The sequence below is a fragment of the Pantoea piersonii genome (assembly GCF_003612015.1).
GTDB lineage: Bacteria > Pseudomonadota > Gammaproteobacteria > Enterobacterales > Enterobacteriaceae > Pantoea > Pantoea piersonii.
Genome location: NZ_RARB01000019.1, coordinates 1 through 15,497, shown reverse-complemented (window position 1 = coordinate 15,497; position 15,497 = coordinate 1). Strand labels below are relative to the sequence as shown.

Below are 15,497 nucleotides of genomic sequence, written 5' to 3'. Positions count from 1 at the left end.
TGATTTTGAACTTTTGCTTTGCCACGGAGCGGTCTGCGTTGTCGGGAAGATGCGTGATCCGATCCTTCAGCTCAGCAAAAGTTCGATTTATTCAACAAAACCACTCCATTGTGTAGATGTTGATTCAAACAGCAGGCCTATAAAGCCCATATAGACGGTCAGCGTGACGTACTGTAAAAACGTGTTAGCGAAGATATGGCCTTCACCTTGTGCGCGACGCTGATAAAGCGCACCAATGGTCACACCCAGCACACCGATAATTACTGATCCAAAAGCCGCTGGATCTAATGAAAAGCTGTGCTGACCCGGTGAGAGAACCAGATATACCCCGGCAAAGCCGACCGCAATTCCGAACCATTTACGCGGTCGGAGGTGCTTACGTTGCAGCACTGATACCAGTTTGGCCGTCAGCACCGGCTGAAGACCCGTGATAAGAGCCACAATCCCTGCCGGCATACCCCTGTGAATCGCGTAAAAACACCCTCCGGGGAAAAAACTCTGCAGAAAGAGACCTACAATCAGATTGCGCACAATATCTGCCCGGGAAGGGAAGCGCGACCTGAATGCCAGTGCAAGTAACAGGAATATCAGGCAGGAAAACGCCCCGCGTAAGAACAGCAGGTGAAAGGGCCCGCTGAACTGAACGGTGAATTTAGCTGCAACAAAGCCCGTGCTCCAGAGAAAGACAAACAGCCAGTTATGGCAATAAGCCAGTTCTTTTGTGAGGATGTCATATTCATGAGTTAACAGAAGATGTCCGGGAAAGGAGCCCTTCCCGGTGGCACTGCCGTACAAGGAAGGCGGAGGGTCAGACTGCGGGTGACCAGAGGTCGTAGTTCAGCGCATAGCTACTGCCGTCACGTACAACCTTACCGGTCGTCGGCAGGTTAAAATGCATACCACTCACGGCCAGATTATCACTCGCCGCACGGTCAAGCAGTTTGCCGCGAACAGCAGCGGCGGCAACAGGATCACTGTCGAATGCGATAGTAACCTCAGGCTGAGCAATCTGGACGTGCGGGAAATGTACAATATCGCCCCAGATGAGCAGAGACTCTTTTTCATCGCCCAGCAGGTATCCGCTGTGGCCCGGCGTGTGTCCAAACAGTTCTACAGTCTGAATGCCCGGCAGGATAGCTTCCTCACGGAACGGCATCAGCTTGTCACCGTAAGCGTTAAAAGCGTTTTTGGCTACTTCAAAGAAAGGTTTAAAAGCATCAGGTGCGCCAGCTGAAATAGTTTCGTCGCGCCAGAATTCGAGCTCTTTCTCATGAACATAAAGCTGCTGAACATTACGAAACACCGGCGTCTGCAGAGGACCGGCAAGGCCACCAATGTGGTCCGGGTGAGCATGAGTCAGCAGGATGGTATCAATCGCAAGCGGGTCAATGCCTGCTGCTGCCAGGGCAACCTGAAGACGACCTCCCCAGCCATTAATACCGCCTGCGCCACTGTCTACCAGAATGGTACGATTAGGTGTCTGGATAACATAAACATTGATATTGATACGAGGCAATGCCGGAGCGCCGCGCTTCTGAAGTAGCGCCTCAGCACGAGAGCCATCAATGCCAGACAGCAGCTCGAAGGATACGTCCAGGTAACCATCACTAAGCATGGTCACAGTCATGTCGCCCACTTTTTTGCGATTTATGGCCGGTGCCTGCCAGTTAAGTTGTGAAGTCATGTGTTACTCCGTTTCGATGATGTGATTACAGGGAGATTACCGGGATAATCGTACCGTGACTGATGAAAGAAACTGCTCAACATGGTACGTGAAACGCTCAAAGTGGAATGCCAAAGCACTGAGCGCTATTAGGGGTCAGTTGAGATATCGAAAATTATTGTACATTAGGCTCATTTTTTGACCATCAATGATGAGCCAATATCTGCCGAAATTTAACAGAATCGCCTATGCCTCAAATTCCGTATCGGTAGATATCATTTTTGTAGTAACTTTCCTTCCGACCGCATCACAGCCAGAAACCATATAAGCATATGATTTATATAGTAAATATAAATAATTGTATTTATCCTTCGCTATACTGTAGTGTAGTATACCATTGACGTTAAATATATACTTCACTATAGTATATAAAATCAAAAATGGTGAGGTAAATAATGCCCAGTACTCCTGAAGAGAAAAAAAAGGTCCTTACCCGTGTTCGCCGCATTCGGGGTCAGATTGATGCTCTGGAAAGAGCGCTGGAAAATGGTGCTGAATGCCGTTCCATTCTTCAGCAGATAGCTGCCGTTCGCGGAGCAGCTAACGGTCTTATGGCAGAAGTGCTCGAGAGCCACATACGGGAAACCTTTGACCAGAATGACAGCTACAGCCATGAAATCAGTAAATCCGTTGACGATACGATTGAACTGGTTCGCGCCTATCTTAAATAGCTAAGCCATCACATTGAGGATAATTTACATATGAAATCACGTGCTGCCGTTGCATTTGCACCAGGGAAGCCCCTGGAGATTGTTGAAATTGATGTTGCACCACCTAAAAAAGGCGAGGTGCTGATTAAAAATACCCACACCGGTGTCTGCCACACAGATGCCTTTACCCTCTCCGGGAACGATCCTGAGGGCGTTTTCCCGGTGGTTCTCGGCCACGAAGGGGCCGGTGTCGTCGTGGAGGTCGGTGAAGGCGTGACCAGCGTGAAGCCGGGAGACCATGTGATTCCGCTTTACACCGCCGAATGCGGGGAGTGTGAATTCTGTCAGTCCGGGAAAACGAACCTCTGTGTATCGGTTCGCGAAACTCAGGGAAAAGGACTGATGCCTGACGGAACCACCCGCTTTTCTTACAACGGCCAGCCTCTTTACCACTACATGGGATGCTCCACCTTCAGTGAGTACACGGTAGTGGCCGAGGTTTCTCTGGCAAAAATTAACCCGGAGGCAAACCATGAACATGTCTGCCTGCTGGGCTGTGGCGTGACTACCGGGATTGGCGCTGTTCACAACACAGCGAAAGTACAGCCTGGAGATTCTGTCGCTATTTTTGGTCTTGGCGCAATCGGTCTGGCTGCCGTTCAGGGGGCTCGTCAGGCAAAAGCAGGACGCATCATCGCTATCGACACCAACCCGGCCAAATTCGAACTTGCCCGTCAGTTCGGTGCAACCGACTGCATCAACCCGAACGACCATGATAAACCGATTAAAGATGTGCTGCTTGAAATCAACAAATGGGGCATTGACCACACTTTTGAATGTATCGGTAACGTCAACGTTATGCGTGCGGCGCTGGAAAGTGCTCACCGTGGCTGGGGCCAGTCCATTGTCATCGGCGTGGCCGGCGCCGGGCAGGAGATATCCACCCGTCCATTCCAGCTCGTTACCGGGCGCGTATGGAAAGGTTCTGCTTTCGGCGGAGTGAAAGGCCGTACGCAGCTTCCGGCCATGGTAGAAGATGCCATGAAGGGTGAAATTGAACTGGAGCCATTTGTTACCCACACGATGACGCTGGATGAAATCAATGAGGCCTTCGATCTTATGCATGAAGGCAAATCAATCCGTACGGTAATCCGTTACTGATAGCGTCTCAACTGAGTCAAACCAACTGAAGGAAATGGATCATGGCAACACCTGTAATTTCTGGTAATGACGTTTTTTCCCACGTCTTAATCGGTGCATCCGATGTTGAAAAATCCGCTGCTTTTTACGATGCTGTCCTCGGTACGCTTGGCATCAATAACCTCGGCCCGTTTGGCAATGGCTGGGTACTTTATGGTCGCGAAAAGCCAGCCTTTATTATTGCACGTCCTGGCAACGGTGAAGCGCCATCGGCCAACGGCGTAACTGTCGGCTTTGCAGCCGCAAGTCCGGAAGAAGTTGATGCTTTCCACGCCGCCGGCCTTGCCGCCGGAGGGAAAGATGAAGGTCAGCCTGGCCCGCGCAGCCATCTCCCTGGAGCCTATGCAGCCTACCTGCGAGACCCTGCGGGTAACAAAATCACGGCTTATACGTTCATCTGACGTCCGGCTATGAATAGACCTCCCCTGACTCCCTGTCAGGGGAAATAACCATGAGACAGAGGCTGATAGAACTCATCGAGCAGCATGCCAGCGCTGGCGGCTGGCAAAACGTATACCGCCATGATTCACAAACACTCAATTGTGAGATGAATTTTGGTGTTTATCTTCCTCCCAAAGCAGCAACAGAAAAACTGCCGGTGCTGTACTGGGTAATGACTCCAACTTACTGATAGTGTTTTATATTCAGATAATGCCCGATGACCTTGTCATGCAGCTCCACCGATTTTGAGAACGACAGTGACTTCCGTCCCGGCCTTGCCAGATGTTGTCTCAGATTCAGGTTATGTCGCTCAATGCGCTGAGTGTAACGCTTGCTGATAATGTGCAGCTTTCCCTTCAGGCGTGATTCGTACAGCGGCCAGCCACCCGTCATCCATACCACGACCTCAAAGGCCGACAGCTGGCTCAGAAGACGCTCCAGTGTGGCCAGAGTGCGTTCACCGAAGACGTGCGCCACAACCGTCCCCCGTATCCTGTCATACGCGTAAAACAGCCAGCGCTGACGTGACTTAGCACCGACGTAGCCCCACTGTTCGTCCATTTCAGCGCAGACAATCACATCACTGCCCGGTTGTATGCGCGAGGTTACCGACTGCGGCCTGAGTTTTTTAAGTGACGTAAAACCGTGTTGAGGCCAATGCCCATAATGCGTGCACTGGCGCGACATCCGACGCCATTCATGGCCATATCAATGATTGTCTGGTGCGTACCGGGCTGAGAGGCGGTGTAAGTGAACTGTAGTTGCCATGTTTTACGGCAATGAGAGCAGAGATAGCGCTGATGTCCGGCAGTGCTTTNTCTGGTGCGTACCGGGCTGAGAGGCGGTGTAAGTGAACTGTAGTTGCCATGTTTTACGGCAATGAGAGCAGAGATAGCGCTGATGTCCGGCAGTGCTTTTGCCGTTACGCACCACGCCTTCAGTAGCGGAGCAGGAAGGACATCTGATGGAAATGGAAGCCACGCAAGCACCTTAAAATCACCATCATACACTAAATCAGTAAGTTGGCAGCATTACCTCATATTGTTATAAATCCCAGGGAATTCCAGATGTTTACTTTTGTAAAGATTTTCGCATAACAGAGGTCACATTATGAACGGCTATGACCTCTTTTTTTCCAACCCGCTGGCCTGAGATTATGCTGGCCAGCGAACCTTTGGATATAATAAGACGCGAATATTAAATAAACTAAGTAGCGGCGTAAAGACAGTATTGTCGGTGGCAGCAATTTTTTCAAGCTTGAACAAAATTGAATCAATTTCATCCAGCAAAGCCTGATGAGGACAGGTTTGTAACAATTTCATTTTACGCTTTAGAAAAATCGTCAGCTCGTGAAACATTTGTCCACAATCAATTTCGTTACGCCGAAGTTCGATATGATGACGCTCATAAAAGTCAAAGCAGTTTGCGCCTATCCAGGTTTCAGAAATGAGGTCTCCCCCAGCGACTAATTTTATTTCAGGATCCTGTTGTTTACGAGGCAATATAAAATTTACTCTGTCGATCATGCGCGCAATAAACTGCTGGCGTGTCAGTAAAGATGAAGAGTTTCGTTCTACTGCTTTTACAAAAATCAGGAGATCTTTGATTCCTGCGACTACCGCACGCCGTGCAGTCCAGGAAGGACGTTTGTTGCGGATAAGTGCAGAAAGAACGACAGCTATCATGATACCTATCAGAGAAGCTATTGCTGCATTAATAGTTGAAATCATATCAGGCTGATAATAATGGCTCAGGCCAATAAATCCAGGCAGTTGTATGACAATACTAAGGCCAATTAGATTGGTTGATTGTCTTGCCAGCAAAAGCCCCAGTAAGAAAAGGCCAGGCCATAAACAGATAATTAGTGCTTCCAGTGTAACGGCATGAGGAATAAAGAGGGCAATGTAAAAAAGGCTGACTAATAAGGCCAGGATGATGCCTTTAATGAAAAGCTTCATCGGTGTCACAGGTGAATCAGTATTTGCAAAAAAAGAGCTGATAATAGCAGCCATCAATGGTGCATTAGCACCATCGTGCCAGCCACTCCCTATCCAGAATAAACAGGAAGTAAATGTAGCCACAAAAGCAGTCACTGCTGACAGCACCTGTAAGCCTCTGTCTCTGTGTCGTGTATGCCGAGAGCTTTTGTAAGCTGTCATCTCACCATGAATGCTTAAATCCGCCACGCGGTCACTGACATTAAGATAGGCTTCGCCAATGCGTATAAAATTGGCAAGCCTCTCTAAAACACCGGTAAAGAGTAGTGTCTCTTCCGTGCCTGCTTTTCCTTCTCGCCAGTTTTGCTGTAACTTCGCCTGCGCTTCCTCAATATGTAGTTTTGCATTAATACCGTCGCGAGCCATATCAAAATTAAGCCATAGAAGAAAGCTTTCAATCGCATGCTTAACGCTGTCTGGAAATGAAACCTGTAGTTCTGAAAGAAGACTGAGACGGGCCTCAAGAGCCGTTAAGGTAGGAAGTAAATATGTCAGGTGTTTATACTGGATGCTGACAAGCCTGATAACATTTCTGGCGGCTTCTCCATCATAGATACAGTGTGTAAGCATCCCTTCCACACTCAATGGATAATTTGCCATTCTGACCTTTATCTCATTTCGCTCAGGCATTTGCTTTTCATGTACATTCCTTAAAAGATCACTACAGAGATTTTGGGAGGTTTTATACCAGGCAATAATGCTCTTGTTCATTAAATCATGCATAGGAACAGGCATAATTAGCCGATGCACAAGTGTGCTGCATATTATACCAAGGGTAATTTCTTCTATACGTGAAATAACGGTGTTGGTAATGGCGTATGGAGTGCTGACCTCTGGGAACCCTATAACCGCAGCGCTGTATCCTGCCAGCATGAAAATGTAACTTCTGGGGGTTCTGTCGCTGAGAGAAAGATACAAACAGACAGCAACCCATAAGGATACACACAGACTAAACAGGACGGGTGACTGGACGGTTTCAGGGTAAAGCAGCCAGATAAATATGCCGCCAAGTAGCGTTCCTGCCAGGCGAAAGACTGACTTTGAAACAGTGGATGCTGCGTATAGCTGTGAGCAGACGAAAACGGTCGTCAGTGCCCATGCAGGCCTCTCAAAGTTAAGCAATAAAGCAATAGTTAATGCTGTAAAAGCAGCAAGAGATGTCTTGACTGAGAATAAAACCGCGCCTCTGGTAAAAAGCTTCATTTGTTGGACAAGCATTCCAGTATGACAAAGGGATCGGATAACACAGACGCACGATAAAGTTGCGCCTGTCTGTGAGCATATTTTTCAGGACTGATTACAGTTTCTCAGGGTTTGCGATGCAGAGAGCGCCAGCGTGCGGGAGGGATGCCGTAGCAGGCAGAAAAGACACGAGTAAAAGACTGCTGGTTTTCAAATCCAAAGTTCAGGGCAACACTGAGAATGGACTCATCACCAGTGCGCAGAATATTTGCAGCTCGCTGTATTTTCCATTTTCTGACAAATTCAGCGATTGACATGCCAGTTTCCTCTCTGAAAATACGCTGCAGGTGCCATTTTGAGTAACCAGAAATTTTGGCTATGTCATCAACACTAATGTGACAGGTGACATGGCCTTCGATCCACACGATAAGCTCTTTTACTACTTGTTGATGCAATATATTCATATCAAAATCTCAGGATGATGTGCATACGAATCCATCATGAGGAAATGCGAGCGATCGGGTGTCGGAACTATTTGTTACCGGTAACATCTGAGGTCGCAGTGTTCCTGCAATTTGGTTAAGTTTATGAGATAGTAACTATCCACTACGTTATATGACTAAAAGAACTTTACTCCTCTGTAACATTTCAGAATGTATCAGATCTCTACAGGATGTCATGCGATCCACCCCTGAATTTGCTCACCTCTACTGCTTCTAACCACTTCTTCTGACATTATTGTATTCAGGAGAAGTGAACAGTCCAGGTTTCAAATAAAGGTATAGGTGGTAATTTTGTTGCCCGCAGGATCTTGCAGGTAGGCAGCATAGGCCCCGGGTAAATGGTCTCTAGGACCAGGTTTTCCTTCATCGGTGCCATCATGAGCAAGGCCGGCACTATGGAAAGCATCAAGCATGTGTTACCCCTACTGCTGCGAGAAAATATGTCCGGATCGACTGCCGGCCTTTCAGGACAGGCTGACCGCGTTGCCTGATGCATGAAGCGCGTCCGCCAGGTCCTGTGCCAGCGCCTCTGACTGCTTATCGCTGAGTGAGCCGGGCGTCAGGCGGATAGCGTGCTGCAGCTCAGAAAGATAAAAGCCTGTGCCCGCGCGGATGAGCCAGCCGCGTGCTTCCATCAGGCTGAGGAGCGCGGCGGGTTCCCTGCACAGCGGAAGCCATACGTTAATTCCGTCGTATTCCCGTGTAACCTCCACGTCACGCGCATGAAGCGCGGCGAGCAGAACGTTGCGCCTGTCCCGGTAGAGGGCTGCTGTTGCGCTGTCATATCCTATATGACTGACCCAGTCGCCGGGGAAGTGCGGGCGGGCGTGCATCAGCTGAAGTCGACTCTGTCTGAAGGGGTGACGGTCGGAATCAGCGGCGATGCCAGCGCCGTAACAGGACTCAACGCCGGCTGCGAAGTATGGTACACCGTCTGCGGCGGCCTGTTTCCGCACGCGGCAAAAGAAATCACCGACGCGGCGGCTCGGGCAGAACACGAGCGGGTCATACAACTCAGCAATCGCCTGCAGTCGCTCTGGAGCCTGTTCCGTAAACACAGTGGCAGCATCCGCGTAATGGCCGCCGCAGACGGCACCCTCAGGCTGACGGACACAGACTGCCTGCCCCGGCCTCTTCGTCCGCTTTCTGCCAGTGATATTGCAGACGTCGCCGCCGTTATCCGCAACCTTGCACTGAAATAAGGAACATGACGGCCGCCGCCGACAGGCTGATGCTGACAGACAGCAGCTGGCCACTGGCGGGCATTATCATTGTATTTGCTGTTTTTATCAGTATCGCAATGACAGGACAGACCCTGGACTCTTTCGCCCTTCGGAAAGCAACGAACGGGACAGGTCGGACTGAGTTAAGACAGCTTTTCACTGCAGTCAATAAAGGATGCTGATATAAAAATGGTTTGTTTCTGGCTGAGAATTTAGTTGTACATGTCAGACAGTGTCCGCTTCTGGGACAGGACGTTAAAGCCCGGTTATTTAAGGCTGGCGAGCAATGCGCAGCCGGCTATTTATATGCCGCATAGCGGCATGAAGGCGCCAGCTGGAGTCACATATCACTCTGCAGCCGAACGGCGCCGGTAGCGCGGCGCAGCCGCCCCCATACACGCATATCGCGCATAACCCACCACGCCCTGTCAGACGCCGTTTAAGCAGCGGCCTTTCAGGCGCACAGAAGCCAGACGGTCGCAGACGAAAGAAAGAATCCGCGGCACTACCCACAGCAACACCCAACCTATTAGTTACAGCACTCATCTATAAGCCACAAAGATACCGACCCTCCGGGTCGGGCGGCCGGGGCTGGTCAGTGGGGGCAACCGGGTTTCAGGTACGGCGCCGGGGTCTTGCCGGAGAGGGGCACGGGGGTTCAGGTCCGGCTCGGATGGGGTTAAATGGAAGTGTTTATGAATGATGTAACTAATATGCTGCCAACAACAGCTATTTTAGATTCAGAGCTATCTTCCACCTATCTACCCTTTCTACGAATAACACTGTCTTTTATGCCCAGTGATATCATCTGTTATGCTGGGTAGCGCGTTACATCTTCTTTCTATAGTGCTGTTCTGCACCCACCCCGCCCGACCATTCGGGAAAATTTTATTATGACCTGCATAGCCAAATGTGATTTAAGGTCAGCGTATTTATTTTATTACCTTCAAACTCGCTTTTATTTGCTAGCAGCATGGCCAGTTAATCGATGCGCTCGTCTCAAAAAGCTACTCATGCATATAATGTAAAAGGATAATTTATGGAAAATTCAGCTTTCAAAAGAGGAGCTCGTGCAGCTGGATTTTGGCTCAAAATATCCAAAAGCGCGAAGGTAGCTAATAGTACTTGTGTAGCCTGGGCCATAAGGCATGGATTACCCGCGTTCGTAGGGCGATTGCCGGTTCCAGTCACTAGTTTTGCAATTCTAGCTGTCGCATTACTGTGTGGATTTTTCATTGGAACCTTTTTGCTTCTTGGAGCAATTTTCCTTTATATGCTCAGTAACCTGGCAGTCACCAGTGTTTTGGATCGTGATGTAACAGAAGAACAAAGTGGTCATCACTATCGAGATGGTAATGATGGTTGTGGTATGTATAGCGTGCCACAAAACATTACTGTCACCTCGGCAAGAGTTGATCGCGATGAGGAGGATGTTTAGTAGGGGAATATTCCCCTACTAACATACAGAATCACAGCCTCGCTGCTTTCTTCGCGGTTTCTACAGCACTACTTCCTGCTTGTTGGACTTGGGACGTTCCGCTTTTAAATGCCCCATCTAGAGTCCCGCCTATACGTACTCCAGCCCAAGTGAGTGCCCCCATCCATACTGCCGGAAGCACAAGGAACATTGTCGCCATGACAAAATTCATGATCAGATCATCCGAACTGTTCTGGAAGCCAGCCATGTTAAAGCTGCTGTGCGTATAAGAGCTGTAAAGCGCGGTCAACAGCCAGCTGTCCAGCCAGCGCGCCAGTTCCCACCAGAACGTCAGGAAGTTCAGCGCGAACAAGACAAACGTGAGCTTAATAACCGTTTTAATTTCGTAGGCGGAAAACGCCAGGATAAGCGGCAAAATTACCACTATAGCCATCAGCAGAACGGCCTTAACCATAGGTAACGCCTGACGCATGGCATCAAATGCCGGAAACGCTGCCAGGCTGCCTAATGCGGCGCCGCCAATTGCGGCAACCCGGGCGACCGAGTTATCAAGCGTGAAATCTGCATTTCCTCCGTAGCCGGCGTACACATGACCTCCTTGCGATACAGTCAGACTCTCCGGACTGACCAGCCGGCGGATAATAGCCTCCTTATAGTCAGCATTATTACCGCCGATAATGGACACTGCAGCAGATAAACTCGTCCATAATCCCGGGTCGACCTGATCGACGACTCGTGCCTGCAACCCCGTATCTGCTTTACTCCACCACTCACTGCAGGTCGGATATCGCCGTTCATCATCGCCTGATATGCCTTTACTGCTGTCATAAGGCAAAGGTGCGAGTCTTGGCGCTGCCGCGGCCACCGTGTGAACAGCGGTAGCGTTTGTTGATAGCGGTGAATAGTTGAGCGAGCTTTGCGGGAATCGGCAGTTGAACTGATTCACTCATGCTTTTGGCTCAACCGGGAGAAGCTGAATAGTTGTCGGCTTGGTTGCCATGCTGCCATCAGATGATTTGTGATCGATTTCCTGGCTGACTTTGTCGCCGTACTTTTTCGGTTTCATCCGAGCCAGCGCCCATTTGCGAGTATCGATGCGCAGGCGGGCCTTACCTACCGCGGTGGCCTCTTCTGCAACGCTGTCGGCTATGTCGAAAATCTCCTCGAAAATGGCGTCGGCGCGGGTCTCGGTAGCTTTCGCATATTGGTCTCGAAATTCTTCGTGTTGAGCCAGCCAGCGGAAGACGGTCGCCTTGCCGGGCATGCCGGGGAGCTCACAAACTTTGCGCAGGCTTTCACCATCGGCAAGCAGTGAACAGATGTCAGCAGCCACCTCTGGTAGGTAATCAGAAGGGCGGCCAGATTTTGATTTGGTCGCCATAAAATTAACCTTAAAATTAGACTTTCATGCGTGAGGCAAACATATGATCCCGACAACAATCAACGCAATTGCAATCATCTTTGGTCTGGCCGGTTCGTTACTGATGTTTTTGAACGGGCATGTGCTCAAGCCTTACCCCGGAGGCATGTTTGCTCCGGATAACTATGAAGAAATTGTCGCGCAGATAGCCAAAGATAATAAACACATCGTCAGAATGCAGCGATTAGGCATGATGTGCCTGTCCATCAGTTTTGTACTTCAGGGTTTAGCGCTATACGCCTCTTCATAAATTGCTCGGCTCTGGCACATACTCTATCTTCAGCACGTCGTCAGGTGCCAGATATACCCACGCGCCATCTTCCTGAGCTATACCGATGAAGCCGTTTACGACTTCAGGCTGTGACCGGTTCATCAGGCCAACATGCGTTTCGCCAGATTTGGTGGTCACGGTGATGCGATAGGTGTCTGACATACTGGCTCCAATAAATAACCGCCCGGAGGCGGTTATCAGATGTCTTTGGCAGGATTAGGGAAGTCTTTATCATCATTGAATGGGTTTTTAATATTGCCCTCATACTCATCATCTTCCTCTTCATCATCCTGATAAGCTGGGCTTTCAGCATCATCAGGTAATGGCTCTACATAATCTGGATCAGGACGTTCTGACATATCTGCCTCCACCTTTTCCACGGGACAACTTAATTGTAGATAGAGAAAAATTAAGGCGACCATCCTTTACCAGTTATGTGAGTTAAGCGTAAAAAATCATCCCTTTTGATACTGACGATGTTCATAATAAGAGATAGCCTTGCCGTTTTCATTCATCACGTAAGCACCCTCGCCTTCTTTCAGGAAGAGGTTACTATCCATGCCAGATACAGCGATACTTTGCTGTAGTGGGTTGAACCCTACACTACTTCAATCTCTCCGTTGCGGTTTCCCGTTTATGGCATGGCCAGCACAGCGCCTGGAGATTATTGTCTTCATCCGTACCGCTATGTGCTTTCGGGGTGATGTGGTCAACCATTGATGCCGGGATCGGCTTCCCGTTCCTCTGGCACTCCTGGCAGATGTGGCGATCACGCTTTAAAATGCGCGCGTATTACATCCTACTTGCTTCCGTAGCCGCGCTGATGCCTGTTCTGGCCTCGCTGATGTGCCATCCTTCGTTGCGATGGTCATCGCAATAGGCTGAACGGTCAGTCGTCGTCTCACCGTATCCGAGCTTTCGGCATGCGCGAGGAATTGCTGATGGCATACCGGCTCCAATAAAAAACCGCCCGGAGGCGGTTAGATTACTCTTTTATACTTTTTGGGGTTATCAAAGCACTGAGGACATGGGTTAGCACCAGGTTGCCACATTCGGGATACTTTTACTGCGTCCCGCTCATGATAAAACGTCCCTAAGAATTGTCGGCGTCCTCTCAAGGGAAGCGAAACGCACTCTTCGGAATGAACATGAATCTTTGTTTTATGCTCGTTTAGTTGCTCAATGTAATAAAACTTTGGCATAATTTGTCTCGTTTTAATTTTTGTTCGGATCAAATCTAGAACTAAATAAAAAAACGGTGCTAATATTTCACCAATTGCTTTAATGCCTTCTGCCTATCAATAATGTTTTCTTAGCTAACAGCCATCTTACTTAAGACGATTTAGAAATTAATCGCTGACGCTTGAGAGTTTCTGCCGTTGGCTACATTTTTTTGCGCTCATAACAAACGAACTCCTCCCACGACATTGGTCCATGGATGGCCCGTCTTTTTCATCCTCGGGCGCACTCGTAAATGCCCCCTGTGATGGTCGCTACGCATCTTGATCGGTTAATTCCGGCACATACACCATCTTAAGCATGTCATCTGGCGCATGGTAAACCTATGCGCCATCTTCCTGAACAATGTCAATGGTGGCATTCACCACCCTTGGTTGTGGACGGTTCATCAACACTTCATGGGTCTCGCCAGATTTAGTAGTTATAGAGATGGGTCATATCCATGGCGTAACCCGCCAGCTTGCTAAAAAGACCAACAAGGGAAACTACTTCCTATCTTATAGACATTTGTACTTCCGGGTAATGGTATGCAATGCCAGAATAATGAGCATAAGACCAATCAGAATTATAAATGAATAACTTAAAAGATGATAAAGCCATATACCAGCTACTCCGCCTAACAGGAAAGACAGGAGCGTTAAGGAATGAAGTTTCAGACGCTCAATATAGACAGGCGCATCTTTGGGAGATCCTTTCCGCCTCAGTACGTCAAATAGCATTGCCAGTTCAATACCGATATCGGTAGATGTACCTGAAACATGGGTCGTTCTTACTCGTGCATTTGAAATTCTTGTCACAACAGCATTTTGCATACCCATTAAAAAACTCAAACATAGTATTAATGTTGCGCCGGGCGACAACGATGTCAACCATGTTTCTACAATACCCAAGAATACAAGACCTACCCCTTCAACCAATATATTAAATGCGTAGATCACACTTATATTTCTCCTGCGCCCTGCATTTATAATGACTGTTGAGAATGAGGAGCCAGCAATGAAAATGAATACAATAGACACAAAAAAACTGCAGGATGAAGGTTTGCCTTAGCCAGATAATCCGAAAGTGACGAAATATTTCCTGTCATATTGGCAGAAAAGAAACCTACAATTTCAAACGCCGCCGTATTAAGTGCACCAGCCACCGCAGCAAGAGTACATGCGAGTTGGGTATCCGCTGTAGTGCTGCGAGAATTTTCAGTGCTTATCAGCATAGATCCTACTGTTTTTGTCTGAACGTCAATACATGATCTACTTTTCAGTTACGAGAAACAAGCTATTAAATCGCCTATAGGAATGATTTTTACCATAAGGCGCACTATGAATTCTTTGCAATGCTTGGTTAAGCCATTGCTATGCGCTTGTTCAAAAGGAATTTCAAAAAGTTGTATTCATGGAACTTTCAAGGCAGCAGGCATGCCATACTATCTTTTTTATTTAAATAAAAAAACAAATATCTATTCAACATTTCAATAACACACCTCTCATCTAATAAGTTTCAAACCGTAAAGCCTTTTCAAGCCTAAATACCATTCAAACCTTATAGTTTAATAATGTTTTAGTTGGTCATATTTAAACTTAGCTTTTGCTGCACCTTTTTTACGCATCACTTGCCGCTTGGCATAGGCAATAACCATCATCCAGGCAGGGTCAGAAAACTTATTTATATAGGCATTGAGGTTTTCAAAGAGTTGTGACCAAATTTCTAAGTGAAAACGATTGACATAATCGCGTTTAAGTTTTTCTTCCATAGATATAATAACGCTGTCTACCAGTTTTTCTATGTCTTTGAGGCCTTCCCCACATTGATACCTGGCAGCCAGCTGCCGTATCTGAAAAGCATAAAATTCAGTATTAAAATCGACTCTAAGCAAAACGACCTCTACTATCGGCTAGTCCATACCTGAACCCTAAACTATGCAATCTCATCAGACCAGTTTTTAACGCAAATTTTACAATATCTAGCGCAATTAATTTGTCGCTTTGTACCATGCCTGCCCGCGATAAATGTTAAGCCGAAGCGTTCTGGTACACTCTGCGTTTTCCACATCCGACAGAAGATGCGCATCACTGTCATTTCCCGCTGGACCCAGTTTGGGTAATGGTCCCAACTTATTGATAGTGTTTTATGTTCAGATAATGCCCGATGACTTTATCATGCAGCTCCACCGATTTTGAGAACGACAGCGACTTCCGTCCCAGCCTTGCCAG

General features: G+C 48.2%; 16 protein-coding genes and 9 pseudogenes. 7 read left to right on the top strand and 18 right to left on the bottom strand.

The genetic code is table 11. The features are described 5' to 3' along the window. From D7S44_RS24230 to D7S44_RS22955, 3 genes are all read right to left on the bottom strand, one after another. Positions 1 to 70 (bottom strand): hypothetical protein (locus D7S44_RS24230; protein ID WP_240629544.1); only part of this gene is annotated, 70 nt, incomplete at its 3' end. Positions 71 to 87: 17 nt separating this feature from the next. After that, a complete protein-coding gene (locus D7S44_RS22960; RefSeq protein WP_240629542.1) occupies positions 88 to 795 on the bottom strand; it encodes a DMT family transporter in 708 nt (235 codons plus the stop codon). A 13-nt stretch (positions 796 to 808) separates the two neighbouring features. After that, positions 809 to 1,684, bottom strand: coding sequence for an MBL fold metallo-hydrolase (locus D7S44_RS22955; protein WP_120458487.1), 876 nt, complete (start codon positions 1,682 to 1,684; stop codon positions 809 to 811). Between the two features lie 434 nt (positions 1,685 to 2,118). On the opposite strand from D7S44_RS22955, the gene frmR reads away from it, so the two are divergent. The 4 genes and pseudogenes from frmR to D7S44_RS22935 form a co-directional block, all read left to right on the top strand. Then, positions 2,119 to 2,394: a formaldehyde-responsive transcriptional repressor FrmR gene (gene frmR / locus D7S44_RS22950; RefSeq protein WP_001141270.1), complete on the top strand. Its 276-nt coding sequence runs from the start codon at positions 2,119 to 2,121 to the stop codon at positions 2,392 to 2,394. 30 nt (positions 2,395 to 2,424) lie between these two features. Continuing rightward, positions 2,425 to 3,534 (top strand): S-(hydroxymethyl)glutathione dehydrogenase, encoded by a 1,110-nt coding sequence (gene frmA, locus D7S44_RS22945; protein WP_000842086.1) that lies wholly within the window; start codon positions 2,425 to 2,427, stop codon positions 3,532 to 3,534. 41 nt (positions 3,535 to 3,575) lie between these two features. Further along, on the top strand, positions 3,576 to 3,974 hold the full coding sequence (locus D7S44_RS22940; RefSeq protein ID WP_120458486.1) for a VOC family protein: 399 nt from the start codon (positions 3,576 to 3,578) through the stop codon (positions 3,972 to 3,974). Positions 3,975 to 4,039: 65 nt separating this feature from the next. After that, positions 4,040 to 4,186 (top strand): annotated as a pseudogene (locus tag D7S44_RS22935) (alpha/beta hydrolase-fold protein); the annotation flags it as partial. 11 nt (positions 4,187 to 4,197) lie between these two features. On the opposite strand, the pseudogene D7S44_RS22930 reads toward D7S44_RS22935, so the two are convergent. The 6 genes and pseudogenes from D7S44_RS22930 to D7S44_RS23605 all read right to left on the bottom strand — a co-directional run. Beyond that, positions 4,198 to 4,757 (bottom strand): annotated as a pseudogene (locus D7S44_RS22930) (IS1 family transposase); the annotation flags it as partial. Positions 4,758 to 4,833: 76 nt separating this feature from the next. Continuing rightward, positions 4,834 to 4,995 (bottom strand): annotated as a pseudogene (locus D7S44_RS24180) (IS1 family transposase); the annotation flags it as partial. Positions 4,996 to 5,168: 173 nt separating this feature from the next. After that, positions 5,169 to 7,214: an FUSC family protein gene (locus D7S44_RS22925; protein ID WP_120458485.1), complete on the bottom strand. Its 2,046-nt coding sequence runs from the start codon at positions 7,212 to 7,214 to the stop codon at positions 5,169 to 5,171. Between the two features lie 104 nt (positions 7,215 to 7,318). Then, entirely contained in the window at positions 7,319 to 7,657 is a 339-nt protein-coding gene (locus D7S44_RS22920) for a helix-turn-helix transcriptional regulator (protein ID WP_120458484.1), read from the bottom strand. A 305-nt stretch (positions 7,658 to 7,962) separates the two neighbouring features. Further along, positions 7,963 to 8,106: pseudogene (locus D7S44_RS22915) on the bottom strand (VOC family protein); the annotation flags it as partial. A gap of 54 nt (positions 8,107 to 8,160) precedes the next feature. Continuing rightward, positions 8,161 to 8,331 carry a hypothetical protein gene (locus tag D7S44_RS23605; RefSeq protein ID WP_158591315.1) on the bottom strand — a complete coding sequence of 57 codons (171 nt, stop codon included), beginning with the start codon at positions 8,329 to 8,331 and terminating at the stop codon, positions 8,161 to 8,163. 213 nt (positions 8,332 to 8,544) lie between these two features. On the opposite strand from D7S44_RS23605, the pseudogene D7S44_RS22910 reads away from it, so the two are divergent. Continuing rightward, positions 8,545 to 8,898, top strand: a pseudogene (locus tag D7S44_RS22910) (dihydrodipicolinate synthase family protein); the annotation flags it as partial. A gap of 1,060 nt (positions 8,899 to 9,958) precedes the next feature. Further along, on the top strand, positions 9,959 to 10,357 hold the full coding sequence (locus tag D7S44_RS22900) for a hypothetical protein (RefSeq protein ID WP_075203150.1): 399 nt from the start codon (positions 9,959 to 9,961) through the stop codon (positions 10,355 to 10,357). Between the two features lie 31 nt (positions 10,358 to 10,388). Here the strand turns inward: D7S44_RS22900 and D7S44_RS22895 are convergent. The 3 genes and pseudogenes from D7S44_RS22895 to D7S44_RS22885 form a co-directional block, all read right to left on the bottom strand. After that, positions 10,389 to 11,147: pseudogene (locus D7S44_RS22895) on the bottom strand (conjugal transfer protein TraG N-terminal domain-containing protein); the annotation flags it as partial. Beyond that, positions 11,144 to 11,307, bottom strand: a pseudogene (locus D7S44_RS23945) (PBSX family phage terminase large subunit); the annotation flags it as partial. The pseudogenes D7S44_RS23945 and D7S44_RS22895, both read right to left, overlap by 4 nt. Further along, the gene (locus tag D7S44_RS22885; protein ID WP_033755869.1) at positions 11,304 to 11,738 is read right to left on the bottom strand and encodes a terminase small subunit-like protein; all 435 of its coding nucleotides are present in this window, start codon (positions 11,736 to 11,738) and stop codon (positions 11,304 to 11,306) included. The gene D7S44_RS22885 and the pseudogene D7S44_RS23945, both read right to left, overlap by 4 nt. Positions 11,739 to 11,781: 43 nt before the next feature. Between D7S44_RS22885 and D7S44_RS22880 the strand changes: the two genes are divergently transcribed. Then, on the top strand, positions 11,782 to 12,027 hold the full coding sequence (locus D7S44_RS22880; RefSeq protein WP_120458482.1) for a hypothetical protein: 246 nt from the start codon (positions 11,782 to 11,784) through the stop codon (positions 12,025 to 12,027). Here D7S44_RS22880 and D7S44_RS22875 read toward each other — a convergent pair. The 6 genes and pseudogenes from D7S44_RS22875 to D7S44_RS22855 all read right to left on the bottom strand — a co-directional run. Next, positions 12,022 to 12,210 carry a hypothetical protein gene (locus D7S44_RS22875; protein ID WP_033755865.1) on the bottom strand — a complete coding sequence of 63 codons (189 nt, stop codon included), beginning with the start codon at positions 12,208 to 12,210 and terminating at the stop codon, positions 12,022 to 12,024. The two genes, D7S44_RS22880 and D7S44_RS22875, sit on opposite strands and share 6 nt — an antisense overlap. A 35-nt stretch (positions 12,211 to 12,245) precedes the next feature. Further along, positions 12,246 to 12,407, bottom strand: coding sequence for a hypothetical protein (locus D7S44_RS23735; protein ID WP_167456988.1), 162 nt, complete (start codon positions 12,405 to 12,407; stop codon positions 12,246 to 12,248). A gap of 244 nt (positions 12,408 to 12,651) precedes the next feature. Beyond that, a pseudogene (locus tag D7S44_RS22870) lies at positions 12,652 to 12,996 on the bottom strand (HNH endonuclease). Between the two features lie 788 nt (positions 12,997 to 13,784). Then, positions 13,785 to 14,500 (bottom strand): annotated as a pseudogene (locus D7S44_RS22865) (YoaK family protein). A gap of 333 nt (positions 14,501 to 14,833) precedes the next feature. Next, a complete protein-coding gene (locus D7S44_RS22860) occupies positions 14,834 to 15,160 on the bottom strand; it encodes a hypothetical protein (RefSeq protein WP_120458481.1) in 327 nt (108 codons plus the stop codon). 238 nt (positions 15,161 to 15,398) lie between these two features. Then, positions 15,399 to 15,497, bottom strand: a 99-nt coding sequence (locus tag D7S44_RS22855) for an IS1 family transposase (RefSeq protein ID WP_000641146.1), incomplete at its 5' end; no start/stop codon positions are given.

Excerpts from the sequence above, each read along its gene's own strand:
- D7S44_RS22955 (WP_120458487.1), bottom strand. The coding sequence starts at position 1,684 with ATGACTTCACAACTTAACTGGCAGGCACCGGCCATAAATCGCAAAAAA.
- frmR (WP_001141270.1), top strand. The coding sequence starts at position 2,119 with ATGCCCAGTACTCCTGAAGAGAAAAAAAAGGTCCTTACCCGTGTTCGC.
- frmA (WP_000842086.1), top strand. The coding sequence starts at position 2,425 with ATGAAATCACGTGCTGCCGTTGCATTTGCACCAGGGAAGCCCCTGGAG.
- D7S44_RS22940 (WP_120458486.1), top strand. The coding sequence starts at position 3,576 with ATGGCAACACCTGTAATTTCTGGTAATGACGTTTTTTCCCACGTCTTA.
- D7S44_RS22925 (WP_120458485.1), bottom strand. The coding sequence starts at position 7,214 with ATGAAGCTTTTTACCAGAGGCGCGGTTTTATTCTCAGTCAAGACATCT.
- D7S44_RS22920 (WP_120458484.1), bottom strand. The coding sequence starts at position 7,657 with ATGAATATATTGCATCAACAAGTAGTAAAAGAGCTTATCGTGTGGATC.
- D7S44_RS23605 (WP_158591315.1), bottom strand. The coding sequence starts at position 8,331 with ATGGAAGCACGCGGCTGGCTCATCCGCGCGGGCACAGGCTTTTATCTT.
- D7S44_RS22900 (WP_075203150.1), top strand. The coding sequence starts at position 9,959 with ATGGAAAATTCAGCTTTCAAAAGAGGAGCTCGTGCAGCTGGATTTTGG.
- D7S44_RS22885 (WP_033755869.1), bottom strand. The coding sequence starts at position 11,738 with ATGGCGACCAAATCAAAATCTGGCCGCCCTTCTGATTACCTACCAGAG.
- D7S44_RS22880 (WP_120458482.1), top strand. The coding sequence starts at position 11,782 with ATGATCCCGACAACAATCAACGCAATTGCAATCATCTTTGGTCTGGCC.
- D7S44_RS22875 (WP_033755865.1), bottom strand. The coding sequence starts at position 12,210 with ATGTCAGACACCTATCGCATCACCGTGACCACCAAATCTGGCGAAACG.
- D7S44_RS23735 (WP_167456988.1), bottom strand. The coding sequence starts at position 12,407 with ATGTCAGAACGTCCTGATCCAGATTATGTAGAGCCATTACCTGATGAT.